Genomic DNA, 23,568 nt, shown 5'->3' on the forward strand with positions numbered 1-23,568 from the left:
CGTTGCCTGGCGCAGGGCCGGTCGTCGTGGTCGGCGCCGGTCTCGCAGGTCTGGCGTGCGCCCAGCGGCTGACCCGCGCCGGTGTCGACGTGGTGGTCCTCGAGGCGTCCGACGCGGTCGGCGGCCGGGTGCGGACCGACGTGGTCGACGGCTTCCGCTGCGACCGCGGTTTCCAGCTGCTGAACCCGGCCTATCCGGTGCTCAAGCACGTGATCGAGCGGGCCGCGCTCGACCTGCGGCCGTTCGCGGCGGGGGTGCGGGTCGCCACCGGCTCCGGCCACGGGGTGCTCGCCGACCCGCGACGCGAGCCGACGCTGCTCGCGCAGACCCTGACCGCGGGTATCGGCAGTCTCGCCGACAAGATCCGCTTCGCCCGCTGGGCCGCGACCTCCCTGCTGCCCGTCCGGTCCCTGCTGCGGCGCCCGGACCGGACGCTGGCCGAGTCGCTGGACCGGGCCGGCCTCACCGGCCCGCTGCGGACCGGGGTGGTGGAGCCGTTCCTGGCCGGCGTGCTCGCCGACTGGTCCCAGACGACCTCGGCCAACTTCACCGCCCTGCTGCTGCGCTCCTTCCTGCTCGGCTCACCCGCCATCCCGTCGCTGGGGATGGGGCGGCTCCCTGAGCTGGTCGCGGCGTCGCTGCCGGCCGGCACCGTCCGGCTGAACACCCCGGTCCGCTCCGTCAGCGCCACCGGGGTGGTCACCGAGGCGGGGGAGTCGCTGCCGGCCCGTGCGGTCGTGGTGACCACCGACCCGGCCACCGCCGGTGCTCTCACCGGTCAGCCCGCGCCGGCGATGAAGTCGCTCACCACCTTCTGGCACACCGCGGCCGAACCGCCGACCGACCGGCCGCTGCTGCACGTCGACGCCGACCGTCGCGGACCCGTGGTGAACACGGCCGTGATGACCACCGTCGCCCCCAGCTACGCGCCGGCCGGCCGGCCGCTGATCGCCACCACGGTCGTCGGCGCCGACGGCAGCGCCGAGGCCGAACGGGCTGCCCGTACGCACGCCGGCCTGATCTACGGCGTCGACGCCACCCGCTGGGAGCTGATCACCACCCACGTGGTCACGGCCGCACTGCCCGTCCAACCCCCACCGCTGGACGCCCGCCGTCCGGTCACCCTGCCCGACGGGCTCTTCTGGGCCGGCGACCACCGCGACACCGCCTCCATCCAGGGCGCGCTCGTCTCGGGCCGGAGAGCCGCCACGGCGGTGCTGACGAGCGCTAACCTGAGCTGACCATGACCGGCACCCACGAGGAGACCGTTCCCGCGTCCCTCTTCCCCCGCCTGGAACCGCTGCTGGCGCGGGTCAGCAAGCCGATCCAGTACGTGGGCGGAGAGCTCAACAGCGTAGAGAAGGACTGGGCGTCGGCGGAGGTCCGCTGGTGCCTCAGCTATCCGGACGCGTACGAGGTGGGCCAGCCCAACCAGGGCGTCGCCATCCTGTACGAGGTGCTGAACGAGCGCGACTGGATCCTCGCGGAGCGGACGTACGCGGTCTGGGCCGACCTCGAGACGCTGATGCGGGAGCACGACGTGCCGCAGTTCACCCTCGACAGCCACCGGCCCGTCGGGGCGTTCGACATCTTCGGCCTCAGCTTTGCCACCGAGCTCGGGTACACCAACATGCTGACGGCGCTCGACCTCGCCGGCATTCCCTTGCACGCGGTCGACCGGCGCGAGCACGACCCGATCGTGCTGGCCGGCGGGCACGCGGCGTTCAACCCTGAGCCGGTCGCCGACTTCATCGACGCCGCCGTCCTCGGCGACGGTGAGGAGGTCGTGCTCGCCATCTCGGCGGTGCTGCGGGAGTGGAAGGCCGAGGGCCGTCCGGGCGGGCGAGATGGCCTCCTGCTGCGGCTCGCGGCGAGCGGCGGGGTCTACGTGCCGAAGTTCTACGACGTCGACTACCTGCCCGACGGCCGGATCCAGCGGGTCGCGCCCAACCGCAGCGGCGTCCCGTTCTCGGTCCGCAAGCACACGCTGATGGACCTGGACGCCTGGCCGCACCCCAAGAAGCCGCTGGTACCGCTGGCCGAGACCGTGCACGAGCGCTACTCGGTCGAGATCTTCCGCGGCTGCACCCGCGGCTGCCGCTTCTGCCAGGCCGGGATGATCACCCGCCCGGTCCGCGAGCGCAGCATCGACACCATCGGCGCGATGGTCCAGGGCGGCATCGACGCCACCGGTCTGGAGGAGGTGGGGCTGCTCAGCCTGTCCAGCGCCGACCACTCCGAGATCGCCGAGATCACCCACCAGCTGGCGGACCGTTACGAGGACACGAACGTCTCGTTGTCGCTGCCCAGCACCCGGGTTGACGCGTTCAACATCGACCTGGCCAACGAGCTCAGCCGCAACGGCCGTCGCTCCGGCCTGACCTTCGCGCCCGAGGGCGGCTCGCAGCGGCTGCGCCAGGTGATCAACAAGATGGTGACCGACGAGGACCTGATCCGGACCGTCGCCGCCGCGTACGCCAACGGCTGGCGGCAGGTGAAGCTCTACTTCATGTGCGGGCTGCCGACCGAGACCGACGAGGACGTGCTGGCCATCGCCGACCTCACCAAGCGGGTGATCGACACCGGCCGCCGGGTCAGCGGTCGCCGCGACATCCGTTGCACGGTGTCGATCGGCGCCTTCGTGCCCAAGCCGCACACCCCGTTCCAGTGGGCGCCCAGTGCGACTCCGACACCGTGGACCGCCGGCTGACCCAGCTGCGGCAGGCCGTCCAGCGCGACAAGCAGTACGCCAAGGCGATCGGCTTCCGTTACCACGACGGCAAGCCCGGCATCATCGAAGGACTGCTCAGCCGGGGCGACCGGCGGGTCGGCCGGGTGATCGAGGCCGTCTGGCGCGACGGCGGCCGCTTCGACGGCTGGAGCGAGCACTTCTCCTACGACCGTTGGGTCGCCTGCGCCGCGTCCGGTCTCGCCGGGACCGGCGTCGACCTGGCCTGGTACACCACCCGCGAGCGGGACTACGCCGAGGTGCTGCCCTGGGACCACCTGGACTCGGGCCTCGACCGCGAGTGGCTGTGGGAGGACTGGCAGGACGCCCTCGACGAGACCGAGGTCGAGGACTGCCGCTGGACGCCCTGCTTCGACTGCGGCGTGTGCCCGCAGCTCGACACGAGCATCCAGATCGGGCCGACCGGGCGGACACTGCTGCCGCTCACCCCGGTCAGCCCAAGCCTCGCCTGACCCGCCCGTTGCGCTCAGTCGTCCGCGGGTCGCCGCGGCGGCAGCAGCATCAGCACCACCGCTGCGACGGTCACCACGGTGAATCCGGCGACCAGGGCCACCAGGGCGGGGGCCACGCCGGCGAAGAACGCCGGCAGGGCGGTGATCAGCGACAGGATCCGCGCGCCGGCCGCCAGCCGGACGAGCCCCCGACTGCGCGAGCGCCAGGCCACCACCACCGCGACGACGGTGATCAGCCCCAGCACGGCGTCGAGCGCCAGGATGGCCGTCGGCGGACCCACCTCGCCGCTCGGCGTGGGGCTGGCGAGTGAGATGACGTCGCTCAGACCGAGCAGGGCGGCGATGACGAGGCCGGCTTTGTTGGCCCGGCTGAACGGGGCCCGGACGGCCGGTGCGGCGTCGAGGCGGGCGGTGCTGGTGGTCATGGCGTTCTCCGATCGTGAGGCCCTCGGCGAGGGCGATGCTGCCACGCTGCCGCTCGCCGCGTCCCGGTGCACGGGTCGTGGGTACCGGCCGACCCGGGAAGCTGCCCGGCCGGACCGGGAACGCGTCCCCGGGCGGTTCCGGTCCCGGCAGGCCAGAATGAGGCATGGCCGTTGATCCCAGCTCCCCGATCCGGGTGCTCGTCGTCGACGACCACCCGGTGGTCCGGCGCGGGTTGGCCGCCTTGATCGCCACGCTGCCCGGTTTCGCCGTCGCCGGGGAGGCCGTGGACGGCGAGACGGCGGTCAAGGATGCCCAGCTGACCAGACCGGACGTCGTCGTGATGGACCTGGCCATGCCCGGCATCGGCGGCCTGGAGGCGGTCCGCCGGATCACGGCCGGCACGCCGTCCGTGGCGGTGCTGGTGCTCACGATGCACGAGGACGACGAGACGGTACGCGCGGCGCTGCAGGCCGGGGCCCGAGGCTACCTGCTCAAGGGCGCCGAGCAGGAGGCGATCGAGAGCGCGTTGCGGGCCGTGGTCGCCGGGCAGACGGTGATGGCTGCCGGGGTCGCCGCTCGGCTGCTGCAGGCGCCCGCCGTGCCGGCCGGACCGGCGTTCCCCGAGCTCACCGCGCGGGAGCACGAGGTGCTCGAGGGGCTGGCCCGTGGCTGGTCGAACGCGACTGTCGCCGCCTCGCTCGCGCTGTCGTCGAAGACGGTGAGCAACCACATCTCGTCGGTCTTCACCAAGCTGGGCGTCGCCACCCGCAGCGAGGCGATCGTCCTCGCGCACCGGCGGGGGCTGGGCGCCGAGGGCCCGTGACCGCGACGAGCGGCGGCGTCAGCCGGACCCGGGGCGTGCTGGTCGCGGTGGCCGCAGCACTGGTCCTGGCCCTCGCCGCGTCGTCGGCGCTGCCGCCGGCCAACGGCTGGTCGCTCCACCTCCTGGTCGGCGGCCTGGTGCTGGGGAGCTCCTGGGTCGCGACCGGACTGCTGCTGCCCATGGCGGCCGGGCGGCTGCGGAGCGACGCCCTGCTCTGGGTCACCGCCGGGCTCGTCGAGCTGGTCGCCGCGCTGGGCGGTGCCGGATGGGCGCCGGCAGGAATGACCGAGCGCTTGGGTCTGGTGGCCGCGTTGAGCCTGCTGCCGGCGGCCGTCGTCGGGCTGCCCGGGACCTGGCCGACGGTGCACCGCGTCGTCGTGCTGCCGCTGCTGGGGGCCGCCGGGGTGCTCGCCCTGGTCCTGGACCGGCGGACCGGTCCGGTGCAGGCTCTCGCCCTGGCCGTGCTGCTGGTCGTGATCGCGGCGGTGTGGTGGCGGTTCGAGCAGGGGGACGGGCGGCGGCCCGGTCCCGAACGGGACGCGCTGGTCTGGCTGGCGCTCGCGCTGGGGCTGATGCTGCTCGTGACCATCCCGGCCGCGTTCCTGCTACCTCTGGGGGCGAGCGACGTCGCCGAGATCCTGGTCCTGCTGGTGTTACCGGTCGCCACGGTGCTGGGATCGCGACCCTTGAACGCGGTGGAGATCCGCACGCTGGCCGCCCGAGCCGGCGGTCTGCTGCTGTCGCTGCTGACCGCTCTCGCCCTCTTTGCGGGCGCGGTCAGCCTGCTCGAGCTGGCTGGCGTGCCCTCGCCTGCCCTCGGCCTGCTGGGCCTGGTCGCTACCGGCGTCGCCGCCTTGTTCGCGCCGATGCGCCGACTGATTGACATGGCGGTCGAACGGCTTCTCTTCGGCGACCGGCTCGACCCGGTGGGGGCGGCCTCCCGCTTCGCCGCGGAGCTGTCCGCCGCCGACGATCCCGTCGCCGCTCTCCGAGAGCTGCGCTCCCTGCTCAACCTGCCCTACGCCGCGGTCGCGGACGGCCGGTCGGTGCTGGCCTCGGGCCGGCCGTCCTCCCACGGCGAGTTCGCCCTGCCGCTGACCGCGGCCGGGCACCGTGTCGGCGAGCTCCGGCTCGGCCTCCGTCCGGGTGAGACCGCTCCTGCCGCCCGCGACCAACCCGTGCTTCGCATCGTGGTCCCCGCGCTCGCCCAGGCCCTGCGCGCGCGGTCGCTGGCTGAGGAGGTCGCCGCCTCCCGTGAGCGGGTGGTGCTGGCGGTGGAGGAGGACCGCCGTCGACTGCGACGCGACCTGCACGACGGCCTCGGGCCGACGCTCACGGGTGTGGCCTACGCCACCGACGCCGCCCGCAACCTCCTACGTCGGCACCCCGCGCAGGCCGAGGAGCTGCTCGCTGCCGCTCGGGCCGACACCGGCAGGGCCATCACCGAGATCCGCGAGCTGGTCGACGGGCTGAGGCCCTCGGTGCTCGACCAGCTCGGGCTGGTGCCGGCGATCCAGCAACAGGCCGCGCAGCTGCGCGGCCGGGACGGACGCCGGATCGAGGTGTCGCTCGACCTCACCGCCCCGATGCCTGCGCTGTCAGCCGCGACGGAGGTCGCGGTGTTCCGCATCATCAGCGAGGCGCTGACCAACGTCGCCCGGCACTCCGACAGCGGCACGGCGCGGGTCCGTCTCGACCGGTTGGCCGAGGACGTGCTGCTCGTCGAGATCGCCGACCACGGTTCGACCAGCGACGCCTGGGTGCCCGGCGTTGGTCTGCAGTCGATCCAGGAGCGGGTCGACCAGCTCGGCGGAACGGTCGCGGTCGGGCCCGAGGCGCCCGAATCGGCTGACGGGGGCGGGGGTCGGGTGCAGGTCACCCTCCCCATCCGCTGACCGTGTGCGCACTTCTGTGGCGACTACGCCGCAGAATTGCACACACAAAACGCGGGTGCGGTCCGCGGCCCTCGCAACCTAGGGTCGAGTCCATGAACTGGGCCGAGATCACGACCGTCGACGAGCTCGAGACCCTGATCGGGCAACCCAGCCCGGCCGCGGTGGCCAAGCAGCGGGCGGCGTTGCACGAGCTCGACCGGGAGTGGTTGGCCGCGTCGCCGTTCTGCCTGCTGGCCACCGCGGACGCCGAGGGACGCTGCGACGTCTCGCCCAAGGGTGACCCGCCCGGTGAGCTGGTCCACGTCCTGGACGACCGCACCATCGCCATCGCCGAGCGGCCCGGCAACCGCCGGGTCGACGGCTTCCGCAACGTGATCGCCAACCCGCACGTGGGGCTGATCTTCTTGCTGCCCGGACGCGGCGACACGCTGCGGGTGAACGGTCACGCCCGACTGGTGCGCGACGCACCGTTCTTCGACGACCTCGTGGTCCGCGGCCACCGGCCGGTGCTGGCCCTGGTGGTCGACGTCGAGGAGGTCTTCCACCACTGCTCGAAGGCGTTCCTGCGCTCGAAGCTGTGGGACCCGACCACCTGGCAGCCCGAGCTGGTGGCCACCCGTCCGACCATCGCCCGTACCCTCGAACGCCCCGACGACAGCCTCGAGGAGCTCCAGCGCTACTACGGCCCTGCCTACGCTGAGCACCTCTACGGCTGAGTAGGTTGACGGGCATGCCCACCGGACCTGTCGTCGTGACCGCCCTCTTCACCCCGGAGGAGGGCCAGCTCGACGCTCTGCGCGCCGCCCTGGTGACCTCGATACCCGCCGTGCACGCCGAGCCGGGCTGCGAGCTGTACGCCATCCACGACGGCGCCGACGGGCGGATCCACATGATCGAGAAGTGGACGACCGTCGACGACCTCGACGTGCACGGGGCCGGTGAGGCGGTCGCTGCCCTCGGCCGGGCCACCGCGGGACTGGCCGCCGACGTGACGGTCACCCGGATGTTCCCGATCCCCGCCGGGACGTCGGAGCAGGGGCTGCTCTAGGAGGGTGGTGTCGAACGGCGGCCGTAGCGAGCGGGTGCCGCGCAGTAGGTCGGCGTTCGACACCACCCTCCTAGCCCGCCCTGGGGCGGATCAGAGCGTCCGCAAAGCCGTCGTCGAGGGGGCGAAGAAGTACTGCCCGCCCTCCATCCGGACGAAGTGCGACACGCTCAGCTGGGGTCGGTCGTCCGGGTCGAGGCTGACCGGCGCGGCACCGCGGAACGGCGTCGTCGGGTCGGCGGACTGACCAATGATCGGGTCGACGCCCGAGCCGGGCTGCGCGAAGTTGGCGTTGTCGGCCCAGGCCTGCTGCACGAACTCGAACTGGTCGGCGATCGAGGTGACGTAGCAGGCGAACAGCAGGCCCCGTGGCTGAGCCGGGTCGCTGGCGCCGGCGAGCGCCTCGGCGTGGCTCAGCTCCGGTCCGAAGGAGATCCCGCGCCGCATCATCCGGTGCGTCTGGGTCACCGACTCGGCCTTGTTGACCACGGACTGCTCCGGATCCGGGTCTTGGTTGAACGGGGTGTCGTCGCGGGGGTACGCCTTGCGGACGTGGGCGGCGAACGGGCAGAGCGTCCCTTCCCGGTCCTTGCCGAACTCGAAGTCGTTCTCGGCCCCGGTGCCCTCGGCGAGGGACGGGTTGTCCGCGGTCGGGCTCAACACCAGCGGCGCCCCACTCTTCCAGCGGCCCACCAGCTGGGCCCCCATCAGCTCGGGGGTGACCACGTTGTCCGCCGTCGTCGCGACCGCCGCGAGCGACTTGACCGCGAGGTCGAACTCCGGGACCGACTGCACCAGGCGCCGGAAGACCAGGAACGCCCCGTTCTTCATCATCGGCACCGGCGGCTTGGACTTCGGCCCCTTGGCGGTCAGCTTGGGGCCGGCCGGGTTCTGCCCGAGGTAGCCGAAGACGAACTCGCCTGGCCAGAGCAGGTCCTGCCCCAGCTCGCCCTGGTCCGGGTGGCCTGCGGGGTCGACGCTCGGGGTGACCGGCTTGCCCTCCGGCGTCCGGCCGCGGACGCCCGGCTGGGAGACCCCGTCGGCGTACCCGAAGTGCTCGTGACCCTTGACCGGGTCGGGACGGACCGTACCGACCTCCTCGTGCACCAGGCTCCACCCGTTCGCCCCCACCGGGGCCAGGTGCAGCGCAATGGTGTCGGCGATCTCCGCGGGCGAGGCGCCGGTCAGCACGAAGACCCCGTCGACCGACTGGGTCGGGCCGAGGATCGCCCACTCGGTGTCGGGCGGGTCGGCGAGCACCGTCGTCCGGGCTCCCATCCCGTCGCGGAACTCGGCCAGCTCAGGAGGCGTGTCGAGCCCGTTCACCTCGAGCTTGGTGAGGCCCGCGTAGGTGAAGGCGACGTTGAGCCCGGGGACGGGCAGCAGGGTCTCGACCCCGGCCGCCTTGCGCCGGGCAACCTCCTCGCGCTGCTCCAGCGCCGTCGCCATCGAGGTGACCGGCAGGGCGTGCAGGAACGTGCGGAAGGTCGCCACGTTGTCGATGGTGAAGAAGAGCAGGACCTCGTCCTTCTTGAGCAGCCCGGGCAGGATGTCACCCTGGATGGCGTGCGTGGCGAGCTCCGGTTCAGCGTGCAGGTTGCGGCTCATCGGCCGTGCCTCCTCGAGACGGGTGGTGGCAGCTCGCCAGTGGCTGGCGCTGCCCGATACCAGACAGAGCAGGGCAGGCCGGCCCTGATACCGCGACTCCGCGACGGGTGGTTCTAGGGTGACTGGGTGGGAGCGCGGACGCAGCCGGAGCAGCAGGCGCCGCCGGTGCAGCGGCTGCGGATCCGCTACGCCAAGCGCGGTCGCGCCCGCTTCACCAGCCACCGCGACTTCGGCCGGGCGTTCGAGCGGGCGCTACGCCGGGCCGGCGTACCGATGGCCTACTCCTCGGGTTTCAGCCCGCACCCCCGGATCTCGTACGCGAACGCGTCGCCCACCGGCGCCGCCAGCGAGGCGGAGTACCTGGAGATCGGGCTTGCTGAACGTTGCGAGCCGGCTGCGGTCCAGCGCGCCCTGGACGCCGCGCTGCCGCCCGGGCTGGACGTCGTCGAGGTGGTGTCCGCGCCGCCCGGCGCCCTGGCCGACGCGCTCACCGGGTCACGGTGGTCGGTCGACGTCGTTGGCGTCGAAGAGGCCGTACTGACCGAGGGCGTCGCGCGGTTGCTGGCCAGCGACCAGGCGCTGGTGGAGCGACTGACCAAGAACGGCGTCCGAACCTTCGACGCCCGGGCGGCGCTGGTGAGCCTCGCCGTGACGACGCCGGCAACCACCGACGGTCCCGCGCCGACGGACCGGCTGGTGCTGACCATGACGCTCGCCCACACCGTGCCCTCCGTCCGGCCGGACGATGTGCTCGCCGCCCTGGCGGCGTTCGCTCCGACCACGGCTCCGCTGGTGCCGCCGGTGCTGACCCGACTCGCGCAAGGGGTGCTCGATCCCTCGACCGGGCTGCTTCGCGAACCCTGACGGCCCGACCTGTCAAGCCGCGAGGGGGCCGAACACCGTCAGCGCCTGACAACTCGGATACGGGTTTCGGCTGATCCGTGTGGGATACTCGCCCTGGCTGCGCGTCACCAGACGGGCGGTCCCGATGAGACGTGGCGGAGTGACAGTCCGCTGCGACGGTGAGGACTTCGGTTCTCCACCGCGACGAGACAGCCCGCGCGTGTAACGCGGGTGGCGCTTGACCGCGGGAGTTCCCGGCTCACCACATCGGTCCACCGAAGCTTCCGCTGCCTGGCCTGCGAGCCGGAGCGCGAACGAGTAGGGCGCGAGCTTCGCGCCACCAAGGAGTCCGGATGCTCGACCACGAGCCCGACACGAACACGCCGACCGGTGACACCCCTGACCTGACGACGGACGCCCCGGCTCGCCCGGTCCGCCGCCGTCGCGCAGCCAGCCGACCCGCCGGCCCCCCGTCCACCGCGCCCGACGCGCCGCCGATCGCGTCGGTCGTGGCGGAGCCGGTCACCGCCCCGGAAGCAGCGGCTCCCGAGACCCTGGTGCCCGAGTCGGTCGCCCCCGAGCTGTTGGTCGCCGAGAGTGGCGCGCTCGAGGAGTCGCTGCCGGCCAAGAAGCCGGCCCGCAAGGCTGCGGCCAAGCGTCCCGCCAAGAAGACCGCCGCAGCTCCGGACCAGGCGGCCCTGCCCGACCCGGTCGCCGAGGCCGTCGAGGGTGCCTTCGCCGCCGAGGGCGCGGCGCCGACCGAGCCCGCCCCGCGGACCCGCGCCCCCCGTAAGCGCACCCCGAAGAAGGTCGCGGCTCCCGCCGCCGAGGAGTCCGCCGACGACCTGGCCAGCACGGCTGCGCCGGTCGCGGCCTGGGCCGGTGAGGAGGCCGTCGCTGAGGCGTCCGTCCCCGCCGACGCTGAGGCGCCCGCAGCGCAACCGAGCTACGCCATCTCCTTCAGTGCCGGCCCGCTCTCCGACGATGACCTGCGGACGTACGCCCAGGTGAAGCCGAAGCGCTCGCGCCGGCCGGCCCCCGAGCCCCAGCCCACGGTCGAGCCCGAGCCCGAGCTTGAGACCGAGGTGACCGCGACCGCCGAGACTGAGTCCGTCGAGCCCGAGACCGTCAAGCCCGAGGACGAGTCGGACGACACCGACGAGGCCGAGGACACCGACGAAGCTGAGGACACCGACGACTCCGACCGTGAGGGTGGCGACGGCCGTCGTCGTCGCCGTCGCCGTGGCGGCCGTCGTCGTCGCCGTACCGGTGGCGACGACGAGCAGACCGACACCAGCGAGACCGATGACGCGTCCGCCGCACAGCCGGCCGAGGCGCCCGTGGCGGAGTCCGCTGACGACACCGAGGACAGCGCAGACGAGGACGCCAGCAGCGACGAGGAAGGCGACGGTACCCGCCGTCGCCGGCGTCGGCGTCGCCGTCGCGGAGAGGACTCGGCGTCGGCTCCTGACGACCCGACCGAGGTCGTCGTCCGGGTCCGCGAGCCGCGTCGCAACACCAAGTCCGCCAGCTCTGAGGTGACGGGCATCGAGGGCTCCACCCGGATGGAGGCCAAACGTCAGCGTCGGCGGGACGGCCGCGAGGCCGGTCGTCGTCGCGCGCCGATCCTCAGCGAGGCTGAGTTCCTGGCCCGCCGCGAGGCCGTGAGCCGAAAGATGATCATCCGGCAGACCGACGATCTCTCCCAGATCGCCGTCATCGAGGACGACATCCTCGTCGAGCACTACGTCGACCGCGACTCCGCCGCTTCACTGATCGGCAACGTCTACCTGGGTCGGGTGCAGAACGTGCTGCCCTCCATGGAGGCGGCGTTCATCGACATCGGCCGGGGCCGGAACGCCGTGCTGTACGCCGGCGAGGTCGACTGGGACTCCTTCGGGGCCGAGGGCCAGGGCCGCAAGGTCGAGCGGGTGCTCAAGTCCGGCCAGACGATCCTGGTGCAGGTCACCAAGGACCCGGTCGGGGCCAAGGGCGCCCGGTTGACCAACCACGTCTCGATCCCGGGCCGCTACATCGTGTACGCGCCGAGCGGACACCTATCCGGGATCTCGCGCAAGCTGCCCGACACCGAACGCAAGCGGCTCAAGGACATCCTCTCCGACCTCATCGGCGAGGCCAGCGTCATCGTGCGTACGGCTGCTGAGGGGGCGAGTGAGGAAGAGCTGGTCCGTGACGTCAACCGGCTCAAGGCGCAGTGGGCCGACATCGAAAAGAAGGTCAGCGCTGGCCAGTCGCCGCAGCAGCTCTACGGCGAGCCGGACCTGACCGTCCGGATCGTCCGTGACCTCTTCACCGAGGACTTCTCCGAGCTGATCATCCAGGGCAACGGGGCGGCCAACGACGCCTACGAAGCCGTGGACGCCTACGTCACCCACGTGGCGCCGCACCTCAAGGACCGGCTGCGGGCCTGGGACGGCAGCGAGGGCGACCTGTTCAGCGTGTTCCGGCTGGACGAGCAGATCGCCAAGGGCCTGGAGCGCAAGGTCTTCCTGCCCTCGGGCGGATCGCTGGTCATCGACCGCACCGAGGCGATGACGGTGATCGACGTCAACACCGGCAAGTTCACCGGCAGCGGCGGCAACCTCGAGGCCACGGTCACCTCCAACAACCTCGAGGCCGCGGAGGAGATCGTCAACCAGCTCCGGCTGCGTGACGTCGGCGGCATCATCGTCATCGACTTCATCGACATGGTGCTGCCCGCCAACCGCGAGCTGCTGCTGCGTCGGCTCGTGGAGTGCCTGGGCCGCGACCGTACCCGGCACCAGGTCGCCGAGGTCACCAGCCTCGGTCTGGTGCAGATGACGCGCAAGAAGATCGGGACCGGTCTGGCCGAGGCTTTCACGTCGGAGTGCCCGACCTGCCACGGCCGGGGCGTGACGATCCACGACCTGCCGGTGGAGTCCCAGCGTCAGGCTGACGGCGGTACCCGCGACGGCGGCCGTGACAGCGGTCGGGGCGGTGGCGGCGGTAACCGTCGCGGCGGCGGCTCGAACGGCGACCACGGCAGCGGCCGTCACCACGGCAACGACGGCAACGGGAACAGCCAGCCCGCTCGCGGCGGCATCCCGCCCGAACTGCGGCCCGACCCCAAACCCGCCGTTCCGCACCCTGAGGCGCCGCAGCCTGAGGCTCCCGAGCCCGAGGCGGTAGTACCCGAGGTCGTCCAGGCTGAGGTGGCAGTGCCGGAGGTTCCCGACCGCGAGGTCGAGGCAACCGAGCACGCTGAGCCCGCGGCGGTGACGCCCGAGCCCATCGCGGAACCGGGGCCGGAGCCTGAGCAGGTCGCACAGGCCGAGCCGGTTGCCGACGCCGAGCCGGTTGCCGACGCCGAGCCGGCACCCAGCAGCCCGACCCGCCGTAGCGGCACCCGGCGACGTGCGACCCGTGAGCAGGGGGCCCCGACGGTCGCCGACCCGCAGGCCGCGCCGGCGAGCGACCCCCTGGGTGAGCCTGCTCCAGCGAGCTGACGGAACTTGTGTGGAGAAACCCCCCGTAGTCGAGGGGTTTCTCCACACAAGTTCCCACTGGGCATACTGAGGGCGTGACCGAGCCGACGCCGCTGGTGGTCGCGGTGATCGGTGCCGGCCCGTCCGGCATCTACGCCGCGGAAGCCCTTGCCCTGCAGTCGGCCGTCCCGGTCGAGGTCGCGGTGATCGACCGGCTGCCGGTGCCGTTCGGCCTGGTCCGGTACGGCGTCGCGCCTGACCATGAAGCGATCCGCTCCATCCGGCACACCCTCGAGCGGACGCTCGGCGAGCCGGGCGTCGCCTTCTACGGCGACATCACCATCGGCCGGGACCTGACCGTCGACGAGCTGCGCGCCAGCGTCGACGCCGTCGTCTACGCCTACGGCGCGGGCAGCGACAAGCGGCTCGGGATTGAGGGCGAGGATCTGCTCGGCAGCGTCGCGGCCCCGGAGTTCGTCGCCTGGTACTGCGGCCACCCGGACGTGCATCCCGACGAGCACCTGGACGGCGCGGACGCGGGCGACCGACGGATCGCCGAGCTGGTGACCAGTGCACGCTCCGCAGTGGTGGTCGGGGTCGGCAACGTTGCCCTCGACGTGGCCCGGGTGCTGGTCAAGACCGCCGACGAGCTCGCCGAGACCGACATGGCGGACGAGGTGCTGGCCTCCCTCGCCGGCAAGCAGGTGACCGACGTGCACGTCCTCGGCCGCCGCGGGCCGGCGTACACGGCCTTCACCACCAAGGAGCTGCGCGAGCTGGGCCAGCTGCCCGACCTCGACATCGTGCTCAGCGCCGCCGACCTCGAGCTCGACGCGTCCAGCCTCGCGGTCGTCGGTCAGGACAAGGTCGCCGCCCGCAACGTCGCGGTCCTGCGGGCGTGGGCCGGACGGCCGCTGACCGGGGCGTCCCGCCGGATCCACCTGCACTTCTGGACCCGCCCGACCCGTGTCCTCGGGAGCGTGGCGGTCACCGGCGTCGAGCTCGAGCGAACCACCATCGGCCCGGACGGCTTCGTCGTGGGGACCGGCGAGCTGAGCGAGGTCCCCGCCGAGCTGGTCGTCCGTTCCGTCGGCTACCGCGGGGTCGCGCTGCCCGGGGTGCCGTACGACGCGAGCACGGGTCGGGTCCCGCACGCCGAGGGCCGGGTGATCCGCGACGGCGGCTTCTCGGTCGACGAGTACGTGACCGGCTGGATCAAGCGCGGACCGACCGGCGTGATCGGCACCAACCGCTCGGACGCCGTCGAGACCGTCCGCTCACTGCTGGCCGACGTCGACGCCGGCCGGCTGAGGGTGCACGGCCGGTCGGGCCGGCTCGACGAGATGCTCACCGGCCGCGGGATCACCGCCCTCGACCTGCCGGCCTGGCGCCGGATCGACGCCGCCGAAGTCGCCCTCGGCGCCACCCACGGTCGGCTGCGGACCACCCTGGCGCACCGGGTCGAGCTGTTGGCGGCCGCGCGCGAGAGCGGCTCGCCGGTCTGAGCCAGGAGTGTGTGCACTTTTCTGGCGACTACGCCACAGAAGTGAACACACAATCAGCGCGGGGGCGCCACCAGCCGGGTCAGCAGCCCAGCCAGGGTGTGCTCGGGGTTGGCGGTGACCCCGGCGTGCACGGGGGAGGGCTGGACGACCGTGCTCCGCGGGGCGGTCAGCCGACCGAACGTGTGGGCGAGGCCGGTGTTCTCCCGGGCGGTGCCCTCGGGCCGGCGGCAGGCCTCGACCACGGCCTCGGCCGACGTCCGGACCGCGTCCAGGTCGACGTCGCCGGCCAGGGCTCGCAGCCGGACCGGGTCCACGACGACGGACGCGTGCAGGTAGTCCAGGGCTTGGCAGTAGAGGATGACCCCGACGTTGACGAACTCGCCGCGGTCGATCCGCGGCACCGCCCGCAGCACGGCGTACTGGAAGGCGTGCCGGCTCACGAGCGGGTCTCCGTCGGTAGCCACCGCTCGGCCGCGGCGAGGCGGGCGAGCAGATACTCCTGGTAGGCCTCGCGCGCGGCGTCGGCGTCCTGGGGGGAACGCGGGTCCGGACGGGTCGGGTCGGGCTGTAGCCACGCGTCGGGCACGAGCGCGAGGACTTGCGCCAGCAGTCCCGGCGTGACCAGGGCGCTCAGCTCCTCGTGCACGCGGCGGGCGTCGCCGATCCGGGCCAGCACGTGGTCGCCGTAGTCGTACGTCGAGCCCGCGAACGCCTCGACCCGCCCCCAGGCGTGGTGGAAGCGGAGGCAGGCGCCGTGGTCGATCGCCCACAGCTGCCGGTGCCAGATCAGCAAGTTGGTGTTCCGGACGCTGCGGTCCACGTTGGCCACGAACGCATCCAGCCAGAGGATCCGGGCCGCATCGACCGGGTCGACCTCGAAGCCGCGGTCGTAGCCCACCGACCCGGGCAGGAAGTCCACAGCGAGGTTCAGCCCGGCGCTGGCGGTGACGAGCTCCTGGACTTCCTCGTCGGGCTCGCGTCGACCGATCTCGACGTCTACCTCGATCAGCGCGAGCTCGGGCACCCGCACGCCGAGCGCCCGGCCCAGCTCACCCACCACGATCTCGGCCACCAGCGCCTTGGGCCCCTGGCCGGCGCCGGTGAACTTGACCACGTAGGTGCCGAGGTCGTCGGCCTCCATCAGTCCCGGCAGCGACCCGCCCTCGCGGAGGGGCGTCAGGTAGGCGGTCGCCTCGATCTGGGGGAGCACGCGAGCCACAGTAGTGTGGCGCTTCGGCGGTTTGACGCCGCTGATGGCCGCCGCGTAATCTAGTTCCTCGGCGTGCGCCCGTGGTTGCACTGTGCGTGCATGCCTCCGAAAGACATCCCAAGAGAGTAGGTCAGGCGTGTACGCAGTCGTGCGTAGTGGCGGCCGCCAGCACAAGGTCGCCGTCGGCGACGTCCTCGAGCTCGACAAGTTCGACGGCGCGGTGGGCTCCAGCCTCAACCTGCAGCCGTTGCTGCTGGTCGATGGCGAGACCGTCACCTCGGCAGCGTCCGCGCTGGAGTCCGTGTCCGTGACCGCCGAGGTGATCGGCGCGTCCAAGGGCCCCAAGATCCACATCCTGAAGTACAAGAACAAGACCGGCTACCGGAAGCGCCAGGGTCACCGACAGCACTACACCCAGGTCCGCGTCACCGGTATCGAGAGCTGAGGCAGACATGGCACACAAAAAGGGCGCATCTTCCACCCGGAACGGCCGCGACTCGAACGCTCAGCGCCTCGGCGTCAAGCGCTTCGGTGGCCAGCTGGTCAACGCCGGCGAGATCATCGTCCGGCAGCGCGGCACCCACTTCCACCCCGGTGACGGCGTCGGTCGTGGCGGCGACGACACGCTCTTCGCGCTTCGTCCGGGCCACGTCGACTTCGGCACCAAGCGTGGCCGTCGCGTCGTGAACATCCTGCTCGTCGAGGAGACGACGCCGGCTGAGGCCGTCTCCGCCTAGTTTCGCCCAGCACGAGCTCGACCAGGAGGGTGGCCCTTTCGGGGGGCCGCCCTTCTGTCATTTCACCCCGTACGAGAGGAGCGCGGCATGGCGATCCCTAGCTTCGTCGACCAGGTCACGCTGCACGTGTACGGCGGGAACGGTGGTAACGGCGTCGCCTCGGTCCACCGCGAGAAGTTCAAGCCGCTCGGCGGACCGGACGGCGGCAACGGCGGCGACGGTGGATCGGTCATCCTGCGCGTCGAGCACGGGCTGACCACGCTCGTGGACTACCACCGCCAGTCCCACCGTCGCGCGACGAACGGTCAGCCGGGCCGCGGTGACCACAACAACGGCGCGAACGGCGAGGACATCGTGCTGGCGGTCCCCGACGGCACCGTGGTGCTGGACGCCGACACCGGCGAACAGCTCGCCGACCTCACCGAGGAGGGCGCTGAGCTGGTGGTCGCCCAGGGCGGCAAGGGCGGTCTCGGCAACGCCGCGCTCGCCTCGGCGGCCCGCAAGGCCCCAGGCTTCGCGCTGCTCGGCGAGGAGGGCGAGACCCGGACGATCACGCTCGAGCTGAAGGTCGTCGCCGACGTCGGGCTGGTCGGGTTCCCCAGCGCGGGGAAGTCCTCGCTCGTCGCCGCGATCTCTCGGGCCCGGCCCAAGATCGCCGACTATCCGTTCACCACGTTGATCCCCAACCTCGGCGTGGTCGTCGCCGGCGAGACGACGTACACCGTCGCCGATGTGCCCGGTCTGATCGAGGGCGCGAGCGAGGGCCGTGGGCTCGGACACGACTTCCTCCGCCACATCGAACGCTGTGCCGCGCTGGTGCACGTGCTGGACTGCGCGACCTTCGAGCCGGGTCGGGACCCGCTCAGCGACCTCGACGTGATCGAGGCCGAGCTCACCGCGCACGGCGGGCTGGAGGACCGGCCCCGGCTGGTCGCGCTGAACAAGATCGACATCCCCGACGCGCACGAGCTGGCCGAGCTGGTCGCCGACGACGTCCGGGCTCGTGGCCTGCCGGTCTTCGAGATCTCGACCAAGAGCGGGGTCGGGCTGCAGGCGCTGACCTTCGCGATGGCCGAGCTGGTCACCGCCCGCCGGGCTGCGATGCCCGCCCCGGCCCCGCAGCGGATCGTGCTGCGACCCAAGGCGTACGGCAAGGCCGTGGAGTTCACGGTCACCGCCGAGGGCGAGCTGTGGCGCGTCCGCGGCGACAACCCCGAGCGTTGGGTGCGGCAGACCGACTTCAACAACACCGAGGCTGTGGGCTACCTCGCCGACCGGCTCAACCGGATCGGCATCGAGGACAAGCTGCTCGACCTGGGCGCGCGTGCCGGCGACGGCGTCGCCATCGGCGGGGCCGACGCGGTCGTCTTCGACTTTGCCCCGCAGGTCGACGTCGGGGCCGAGATCCTCAGCCGCCGCGGCGAGGACCAGCGCTTCACGGAGGAGCGTCCGGCAGTGCGCCGCCGTCGGGACAAGGACGCGGCCTACCGCGCCGACGACGATGAACCCGGCAGTGACTGAGGTCGCAGTAACCAGAACCGCCATCGCCACCGCGCACCGCGTGGTGGTCAAGGTTGGCTCTTCGTCGCTGACCACCCCCGAGGGTGGCATCGACCCGGCCCGGATCGAGGCGCTGGTCGACGCGCTCGCCCGGGTGCGCCAGGCCGGTCGCGAGGTGGTGCTGGTCTCCTCCGGCGCGATCGCCGCGGGCCTGGCGCCGCTCGCGCTGCGGACCCGACCGCGGGACCTGGCCACCCAGCAGGCGGCCGCCTCGGTCGGCCAGGGCCTGCTGATGGGCTACTACACCCACCTCTTCGGGGCGTACGGGCTCGGCATCGGACAGGTGCTGCTGACCGTCGACGACGTCACCCGGCACGGCCACTACCGCAACGCCTTCCGTACGTTCGGCCGGTTGCTCGAGCTCGGCGTGGTCCCGGTGGTGAACGAGAACGACACCGTCGCCACCCACGAGATCCGGTTCGGCGACAACGACCGGCTGGCCGCGCTGGTCGCGCACCTCGTCCACGCCGACGCGCTGGTGCTGCTGAGCGACGTCGACTCCCTGTACACCGCCAAGCCGAGCACCCCGGGGGCCCGGCGGATCACCGACGTCCATGGCGAGGCCGACCTCCACGGTCTGGACGTCTCCGCCCGCGGCACGGCGGTGGGAACCGGCGGGATGGTGACCAAGATCGACGCCGCCCGGATCGCCACCTCGGCGGCCATCCCGGTGGTGCTGACGAACGCGGACCAGGCCGCAGAGGCGCTGGCGGGGGAACCCGTCGGTACCCTCTTCCACCCCACCGGCAAGCGGCGCCCGACCCGGCTGCTGTGGCTGCGGCACGCCAGCGACGCCCAGGGCGTGCTGCGGCTCGACGCCGGGGCGGTCCGGGCGCTCGTCGAGCGGCACGCCTCGCTGCTGCCCGCCGGCGTGACCGGGGTCGAGGGCCAGTTCTCCGCCGGCGAGCCGGTCGACCTCGTCGGCCCGGACGGCACCGTGGTGGCGCGCGGCCTGGCCAACTACGACGCCGACGAGCTGCCGCCGCTGCTCGGCCGCAGCACCCGCGACCTGGCCGCCGAGCTCGGCGCCGGCTACGACCGTACGGTCGTCCACCGCGACGCCCTGGTGCTGCTCGACCTCTGACTCAGTCAGGCTTCGTGTCGCTGAAAGGGTCCAGGTTTCAGGCAGTGCGCCAGTGGTCGTAAACGGCGCCTGGCTGAACGACATAGGTGGTGCCCTTGTCGGTTCGGACGAGCTTGCAGTTGGGGAGACGGATGTCATTGCGAACTGAGACCTTGTGCTTGTCGACGCCAGCTGCGAACCAGCCGCGTTTCCAATTGTCAGGCACGGTCCAGTCGGCTCCTTTCTTGACGTGTCCCGAGTAGCTGCCGCTCACCGTAACATCGATCTCGGCCTTGACCAACTTCTTGATCTTGGTCGTGTCAATCCCTGCCGTGGCCTTGAGATTGGCACTCACGGTCCAGTCGTTGCCCTCCTCCAAGTGCAAGGTGACACCTGCGCCGCCCCCAACCCGCTCCTTCGACGCCTTGAAGTATTCCTTGCCAACTTTGACCGAAGGATTGTTCCGAGCACAAGCCTCCGCGTGCGCTTCGGGGCTTGCAACGACCTGCATCGCGAGTACGCAGCTGGTGATCGCAAGAACCACTGCAATGCGCTTCGCTACCCGATTTGGCATAGAGCTCCTCAGTTGTTGAGCTTCTTCGCCGGGTAGGCGATGAAGGAATACGTAGTGGACGGCTCGACATCAAGCCGAAGCGTCTTTGGTGGCTTGCTGGACGAGAAAGGAATCAAGGCACTTGCTTGCGCCGAGATCGTGCAGGTGCCCGTATAGAAGTTGTCATCAGTCCTCACGGTGAAGTCACCAGCACCCAGGCACCCTATAAATACCCGGACAGCGCTGCTTTCCGCCGGCCAGTCGTGAGTAGTGACGGTGCCCGAACCTTCCTGACTGGCTTGAGCCACGGGCACAGTGGAGAGGACGTCAGGAAAGCCGGCGCGGACCGCGGCAGGATCAGGAAGCGGGGCGACGGCAGCGGTTGTAGCGCGATTCCCAGGCGTTTCCGGGCTTGGTGGTGCAGGCCCGAGCGACGAGCTGCACCCAGAACTCGCCACCAAGAGCGTCGCTACGCAAAGGACCTGTCGACCTGAGCTGCGCAGCACCTGTGGAGGTTGACACGACATCCACGCAGCTGTCAACACCCCGGCCGGCCGCTCGGGAGCTACAGGTCGGAACGGAAGGATCGGCGGGTCCGCTCGACGGCTGCCGACCAAAGTTTGGATCGTGATAGGACCACTGAGGCTGCGCTTGTTACTGCCATGTTGCGGCACACAGTCCATTCACGGCTTTTCCTCAGGCCTGGGATAGGGTCAGAGCAATTTCCCAGACCGACGCTTCCTCGTGAACAGTAGACGCTGGTCAGCCCGGGGGCGTCGCCTGCACACCAGAGGTGGACGTTGACTACATCGCTCGCCGCGAAGGCCGGAGCCCGCTCCGCTCGCGCCAGTTTTTCCGCTCGCACGCGCTCGACCGCGTTCACCCGTACCGTCGCCGTCCTGGCGTCGGTCGCGGCCGTGACGGCGATGGCTTCCTGCGCCAAGAGCGAACGCGACACCGGGACGACCACCACCACCGGTGACACCACGTTCACCTTTGCTGCCTCCTCGGACCCGGCGACGTTCGATCCGGCGATGGCCAGCGACGGTGAGTCGTTCCGGCCAGCACGTCAGATCTTCGAGGGCCTGGTTGCTTCCAAGCCGGGCACGACCGAGGTCGAGCCTTCGCTGGCCACGAAGTGGGATATCAGCAGCGACGGCAAGAGCACGACCTTCACGCTGCGGGAGGGGGTCAAGTTCTCTGACGGGACGGCCTTCGACGGCAAGGCCGTCTGTGCCAACTTCGACCGCTGGTACAAGTGGACCGGCGTCAACCAGTCCGCTGACATCACGTATTACTACGGCGCCCTGTTCAGGGGCTTCAAGACCGGCAAGACCGGCGGGATCTACGACAACTGCACCGCTCCGGATGCCACGACCGCGGTGATCAAGCTGAAGAAGCCGTTCGCCAGCTTTGTCCAGGCGATGACGCTGCCCTCCTTCTCGATGCAGAGCCCGACGGCGCTCGAGAAGTACAACGCCGACAACACCACCGGCACGACGGACAGCCCGCGCTTCTCCGAGTACGCCACGGCTCACCCGACCGGAACCGGTCCCTACGTCTTCGAGAAGTGGGACCGCGGCCAGCAGATCGTCCTCAAGGCCAACCCCGACTACTGGGGCGAGAAGGCCAAGACGCAGACCGTGATCATCCGAACCATCAGCGATCCCAAGGCTCGCACTCAGGAGCTCGAGGCTGGGAATATCGACGGCTACGACCTCGTCGGCCCCGCTGACATCCAGCCGCTGAAGGACGCCGGCTTTTCGATCGTGAACCGGCCCGCCTTCAACATCTTGTACTTAGGCATGAACCAGAAGAACAAGGCGCTGGCCGACATCCGGGTGCGCCAGGCCATCACGTACGCGATCGACCGTACGGCCGTGGTGAAGTCGTCGCTGCCCGAGGGCTCCGTGCCGGCGATCGAGTTCGTGCCGCCGACCGTGGCTGGCTACAACGATAAGGTCAACGCCTATCCGTACGACCCCGAGAAGGCGAAGGCACTGCTGGCCGAAGCGGGGCAGAGCAACCTGACGTTGAAGTTCGCCTACCCGACCGGGGTCTCGCGGCCCTACATGCCGGCGCCGGAGGACACCTTCGCGGTGATCAAGTCCCAGCTGGAGAAGGTCGGCATCAAGATCACGCCGGTGGCCGCCAAGTGGAACCCCGACTACCTTCAGCTGATCCAGGGTGACGCGGGGGCCGACAAGCACGACATCCACCTGCTCGGGTGGACCGGCGACTACAACGACCCGGACAACTTCATCGGCGTGTTCTTCGGCCAGAAGCAGGCCGAATGGGGTTTCGACAACGAGCAGCTGTTCAAGGATCTCGATAGCGCCCGTCAGCTGTCGACGCGGGAGGAGCAGACTGCGGCCTACGAGAAGATCAACGCGGAGATCGCCGACTTCGTCCCCGGCGTTCCGCTGTCTCACCCAGCACCCTCGTTGGCCTTTTCCAAGGACGTGCAGGGCTTCCAGCCCAGCCCGACCCAGGACGAGGTCTGGAACAACATCACCGTCAGCAAGTGACCACGGGTCCTGCTCTGGCCCCTCACCGGGGGCCGGAGCGGGCTTCTCCATCGCCGCAGACGGGGGGACCCTTGAGGTGCTGAGATTCGTGATCCGGCGGCTGCTGCTGCTGGTGCCGGTGCTGTTCGGGTTGAGCGTGCTCCTTTTTGCGTGGGTGCGAGCGTTACCGGGCGACCCGGCCCGCGCACTGCTCGGGGAGAAGGCCACCCCGGCCTCGATCGCCCAGGTCAACGCCACGTACGGCTTCGACAAGCCGCTGCTGACCCAGTACCTGACCTACAGCGGTCGGCTCCTGCGCGGCGACTTTGGCGATTCGCCGCGAACCGGTCAGCCGGTGCTCGGCACCTTCCTGGAACGGTTCCCCGCCACGGTGGAGCTGTCGCTCGCCGCGCTGCTGTTCGCCATCGTGCTCGGCATCCCGATCGGCTACCTCGCCGCCAAGAACGCGGGCGGCTGGATCGACCGGATCTTCGTCGCCGGCTCGTTGCTCGGCGTCGTGGTGCCGGTGTTCGTCCTGGCCTACCTGCTCAAGATCGTCTTCGCCGTCGGCATCCCCGGACCGCTGCACGTGCTGGCGTTCCTGCCGACCTCGGGCCGCCAGGATCCCAAGATCGACGCCACCCACATCACCAACTTCTACGTCCTCGACGGACTGCTGACCCGAGAGTTCGACGCCTCCTGGAACGCGATCACCCACCTGATCCTGCCGGGCATCGCGCTCGGCTCCATCCCGCTGGCGATCATCGTCCGGATGACCCGGGCATCGGTGATCGACGTGCTGAACGAGGACTACGTGCGGACGGCAAAGTCGAAGGGTCTCGCTCGCAGCCTGATCACCCGCCGGCACGTGCTCCGTAACGCCATGCTGCCGGTCACCACGACGATCGGGCTGCAGACCGGCGCGCTGCTGGCCGGGGCCGTGCTGACCGAGTCGGTGTTCGCGTTCAACGGCATCGGCTCCTACCTCTTCGACGCCATCAGCGGACTCGACTTCGCTGTGCTGCAAGGGTTCATCCTCTTCATCGCCGTGATCTACGCCTTGATCAACTTGGTCGTCGACCTGCTCTACGGCGTCATCGACCCCCGCCTGCGGGCAGCATGACC

At 71.0% G+C, this 23,568-nt stretch carries 20 protein-coding genes and 1 pseudogene; 15 read left to right on the plus strand and 6 right to left on the minus strand.

What is annotated here, in order from left to right:
* Positions 1-2: 2 nt before the first annotated feature.
* Both ACFE76_RS04475 and ACFE76_RS04480 read left to right on the plus strand, forming a co-directional pair.
* Positions 3-1,241, plus strand: coding sequence for an NAD(P)/FAD-dependent oxidoreductase (locus ACFE76_RS04475; RefSeq protein ID WP_375430541.1), 1,239 nt, complete (start codon positions 3-5; stop codon positions 1,239-1,241).
* 2 nt (positions 1,242-1,243) lie between these two features.
* A pseudogene (locus tag ACFE76_RS04480) lies at positions 1,244-3,201 on the plus strand (TIGR03960 family B12-binding radical SAM protein).
* 14 nt (positions 3,202-3,215) lie between these two features.
* Here the strand turns inward: ACFE76_RS04480 and ACFE76_RS04485 are convergent.
* Positions 3,216-3,626, minus strand: a complete 411-nt coding sequence (locus tag ACFE76_RS04485) for a hypothetical protein (protein WP_375430542.1) — start codon at positions 3,624-3,626, stop codon at positions 3,216-3,218.
* 164 nt (positions 3,627-3,790) lie between these two features.
* Here ACFE76_RS04485 and ACFE76_RS04490 point away from each other — a divergent pair, with 164 nt between their 5' ends.
* From ACFE76_RS04490 to ACFE76_RS04505, 4 genes are all read left to right on the plus strand, one after another.
* Positions 3,791-4,450, plus strand: coding sequence for a response regulator (locus ACFE76_RS04490; protein ID WP_375430543.1), 660 nt, complete (start codon positions 3,791-3,793; stop codon positions 4,448-4,450).
* The gene (locus ACFE76_RS04495) at positions 4,447-6,345 is read left to right on the plus strand and encodes a sensor histidine kinase (protein WP_375430544.1); all 1,899 of its coding nucleotides are present in this window, start codon (positions 4,447-4,449) and stop codon (positions 6,343-6,345) included. The genes ACFE76_RS04490 and ACFE76_RS04495 overlap by 4 nt, the downstream gene beginning before the upstream one ends.
* Positions 6,346-6,437: 92 nt before the next feature.
* Positions 6,438-7,061: a pyridoxamine 5'-phosphate oxidase family protein gene (locus ACFE76_RS04500; RefSeq protein ID WP_375430545.1), complete on the plus strand. Its 624-nt coding sequence runs from the start codon at positions 6,438-6,440 to the stop codon at positions 7,059-7,061.
* A 14-nt stretch (positions 7,062-7,075) separates the two neighbouring features.
* Positions 7,076-7,393: a putative quinol monooxygenase gene (locus ACFE76_RS04505; protein WP_375430546.1), complete on the plus strand. Its 318-nt coding sequence runs from the start codon at positions 7,076-7,078 to the stop codon at positions 7,391-7,393.
* Positions 7,394-7,483: 90 nt separating this feature from the next.
* Here ACFE76_RS04505 and ACFE76_RS04510 read toward each other — a convergent pair whose 3' ends face one another.
* Positions 7,484-8,998: a Dyp-type peroxidase gene (locus ACFE76_RS04510; RefSeq protein ID WP_375430547.1), complete on the minus strand. Its 1,515-nt coding sequence runs from the start codon at positions 8,996-8,998 to the stop codon at positions 7,484-7,486.
* 126 nt (positions 8,999-9,124) lie between these two features.
* Here ACFE76_RS04510 and ACFE76_RS04515 point away from each other — a divergent pair, with 126 nt between their 5' ends.
* The 3 genes from ACFE76_RS04515 (at position 9,125) to ACFE76_RS04525 (ending at position 14,813) form a co-directional block, all read left to right on the plus strand.
* Complete coding sequence (locus ACFE76_RS04515) at positions 9,125-9,862, plus strand: TIGR03936 family radical SAM-associated protein (RefSeq protein ID WP_375430548.1); 738 nt, start codon at positions 9,125-9,127, stop codon at positions 9,860-9,862.
* Positions 9,863-10,194: 332 nt separating this feature from the next.
* Positions 10,195-13,329 (plus strand): Rne/Rng family ribonuclease, encoded by a 3,135-nt coding sequence (locus ACFE76_RS04520; RefSeq protein ID WP_375430549.1) that lies wholly within the window; start codon positions 10,195-10,197, stop codon positions 13,327-13,329.
* 74 nt (positions 13,330-13,403) lie between these two features.
* Positions 13,404-14,813 (plus strand): FAD-dependent oxidoreductase, encoded by a 1,410-nt coding sequence (locus ACFE76_RS04525; protein ID WP_375430550.1) that lies wholly within the window; start codon positions 13,404-13,406, stop codon positions 14,811-14,813.
* A 53-nt stretch (positions 14,814-14,866) separates the two neighbouring features.
* On the opposite strand, the gene ACFE76_RS04530 is transcribed toward ACFE76_RS04525, so the two are convergent.
* Entirely contained in the window at positions 14,867-15,253 is a 387-nt protein-coding gene (locus ACFE76_RS04530; RefSeq protein WP_375430551.1) for a DUF3037 domain-containing protein, read from the minus strand.
* Positions 15,250-16,023 carry a HipA family kinase gene (locus ACFE76_RS04535; RefSeq protein ID WP_375430552.1) on the minus strand — a complete coding sequence of 258 codons (774 nt, stop codon included), beginning with the start codon at positions 16,021-16,023 and terminating at the stop codon, positions 15,250-15,252. Before ACFE76_RS04535 ends, ACFE76_RS04530 begins: the two co-directional genes overlap by 4 nt.
* Before the next feature lie 136 nt (positions 16,024-16,159).
* Here ACFE76_RS04535 and rplU point away from each other — a divergent pair, with 136 nt between their 5' ends.
* From rplU to proB, 4 genes are all read left to right on the plus strand, one after another.
* A complete protein-coding gene (gene rplU / locus ACFE76_RS04540; RefSeq protein WP_375430553.1) occupies positions 16,160-16,468 on the plus strand; it encodes a 50S ribosomal protein L21 in 309 nt (102 codons plus the stop codon).
* Between the two features lie 7 nt (positions 16,469-16,475).
* Complete coding sequence (gene rpmA, locus ACFE76_RS04545; protein ID WP_375430554.1) at positions 16,476-16,760, plus strand: 50S ribosomal protein L27; 285 nt, start codon at positions 16,476-16,478, stop codon at positions 16,758-16,760.
* 87 nt (positions 16,761-16,847) lie between these two features.
* Entirely contained in the window at positions 16,848-18,281 is a 1,434-nt protein-coding gene (gene obgE, locus ACFE76_RS04550; RefSeq protein WP_375430555.1) for a GTPase ObgE, read from the plus strand.
* On the plus strand, positions 18,262-19,404 hold the full coding sequence (gene proB, locus ACFE76_RS04555; RefSeq protein ID WP_375430556.1) for a glutamate 5-kinase: 1,143 nt from the start codon (positions 18,262-18,264) through the stop codon (positions 19,402-19,404). The genes obgE and proB overlap by 20 nt, the downstream gene beginning before the upstream one ends.
* 37 nt (positions 19,405-19,441) lie before the next feature.
* Here proB and ACFE76_RS04560 read toward each other — a convergent pair whose 3' ends face one another.
* Both ACFE76_RS04560 and ACFE76_RS04565 read right to left on the minus strand, forming a co-directional pair.
* Entirely contained in the window at positions 19,442-19,957 is a 516-nt protein-coding gene (locus tag ACFE76_RS04560) for a hypothetical protein (RefSeq protein ID WP_375430557.1), read from the minus strand.
* 8 nt (positions 19,958-19,965) lie between these two features.
* Positions 19,966-20,244, minus strand: coding sequence for a hypothetical protein (locus ACFE76_RS04565; protein ID WP_375430558.1), 279 nt, complete (start codon positions 20,242-20,244; stop codon positions 19,966-19,968).
* 492 nt (positions 20,245-20,736) lie between these two features.
* Between ACFE76_RS04565 and ACFE76_RS04570 the strand changes: the two genes are divergently transcribed.
* Together ACFE76_RS04570 and ACFE76_RS04575 are read left to right on the plus strand one after the other, a co-directional pair.
* A complete protein-coding gene (locus ACFE76_RS04570; RefSeq protein WP_375430559.1) occupies positions 20,737-22,464 on the plus strand; it encodes an ABC transporter substrate-binding protein in 1,728 nt (575 codons plus the stop codon).
* Positions 22,465-22,540: 76 nt separating this feature from the next.
* Entirely contained in the window at positions 22,541-23,566 is a 1,026-nt protein-coding gene (locus ACFE76_RS04575) for an ABC transporter permease (RefSeq protein WP_375430560.1), read from the plus strand.
* Positions 23,567-23,568: the final 2 nt, after the last annotated feature.

The organism is uncultured Friedmanniella sp., from assembly GCF_964244005.1.
Classification (GTDB): Bacteria; Actinomycetota; Actinomycetes; order Propionibacteriales; family Propionibacteriaceae; genus Microlunatus.

What these genes read in the sequence shown, in the direction of transcription:
- ACFE76_RS04485 (WP_375430542.1), bottom strand. Translation starts at nt 3,626, where the DNA reads ATGACCACCAGCACCGCCCGCCTCGACGCCGCACCGGCCGTCCGGGCC.
- ACFE76_RS04490 (WP_375430543.1), top strand. Translation starts at nt 3,791, where the DNA reads ATGGCCGTTGATCCCAGCTCCCCGATCCGGGTGCTCGTCGTCGACGAC.
- ACFE76_RS04500 (WP_375430545.1), top strand. Translation starts at nt 6,438, where the DNA reads ATGAACTGGGCCGAGATCACGACCGTCGACGAGCTCGAGACCCTGATC.
- ACFE76_RS04505 (WP_375430546.1), top strand. Translation starts at nt 7,076, where the DNA reads ATGCCCACCGGACCTGTCGTCGTGACCGCCCTCTTCACCCCGGAGGAG.
- ACFE76_RS04510 (WP_375430547.1), bottom strand. Translation starts at nt 8,998, where the DNA reads ATGAGCCGCAACCTGCACGCTGAACCGGAGCTCGCCACGCACGCCATC.
- ACFE76_RS04520 (WP_375430549.1), top strand. Translation starts at nt 10,195, where the DNA reads ATGCTCGACCACGAGCCCGACACGAACACGCCGACCGGTGACACCCCT.
- rpmA (WP_375430554.1), top strand. Translation starts at nt 16,476, where the DNA reads ATGGCACACAAAAAGGGCGCATCTTCCACCCGGAACGGCCGCGACTCG.
- obgE (WP_375430555.1), top strand. Translation starts at nt 16,848, where the DNA reads ATGGCGATCCCTAGCTTCGTCGACCAGGTCACGCTGCACGTGTACGGC.
- proB (WP_375430556.1), top strand. Translation starts at nt 18,262, where the DNA reads ATGAACCCGGCAGTGACTGAGGTCGCAGTAACCAGAACCGCCATCGCC.
- ACFE76_RS04560 (WP_375430557.1), bottom strand. Translation starts at nt 19,957, where the DNA reads ATGCCAAATCGGGTAGCGAAGCGCATTGCAGTGGTTCTTGCGATCACC.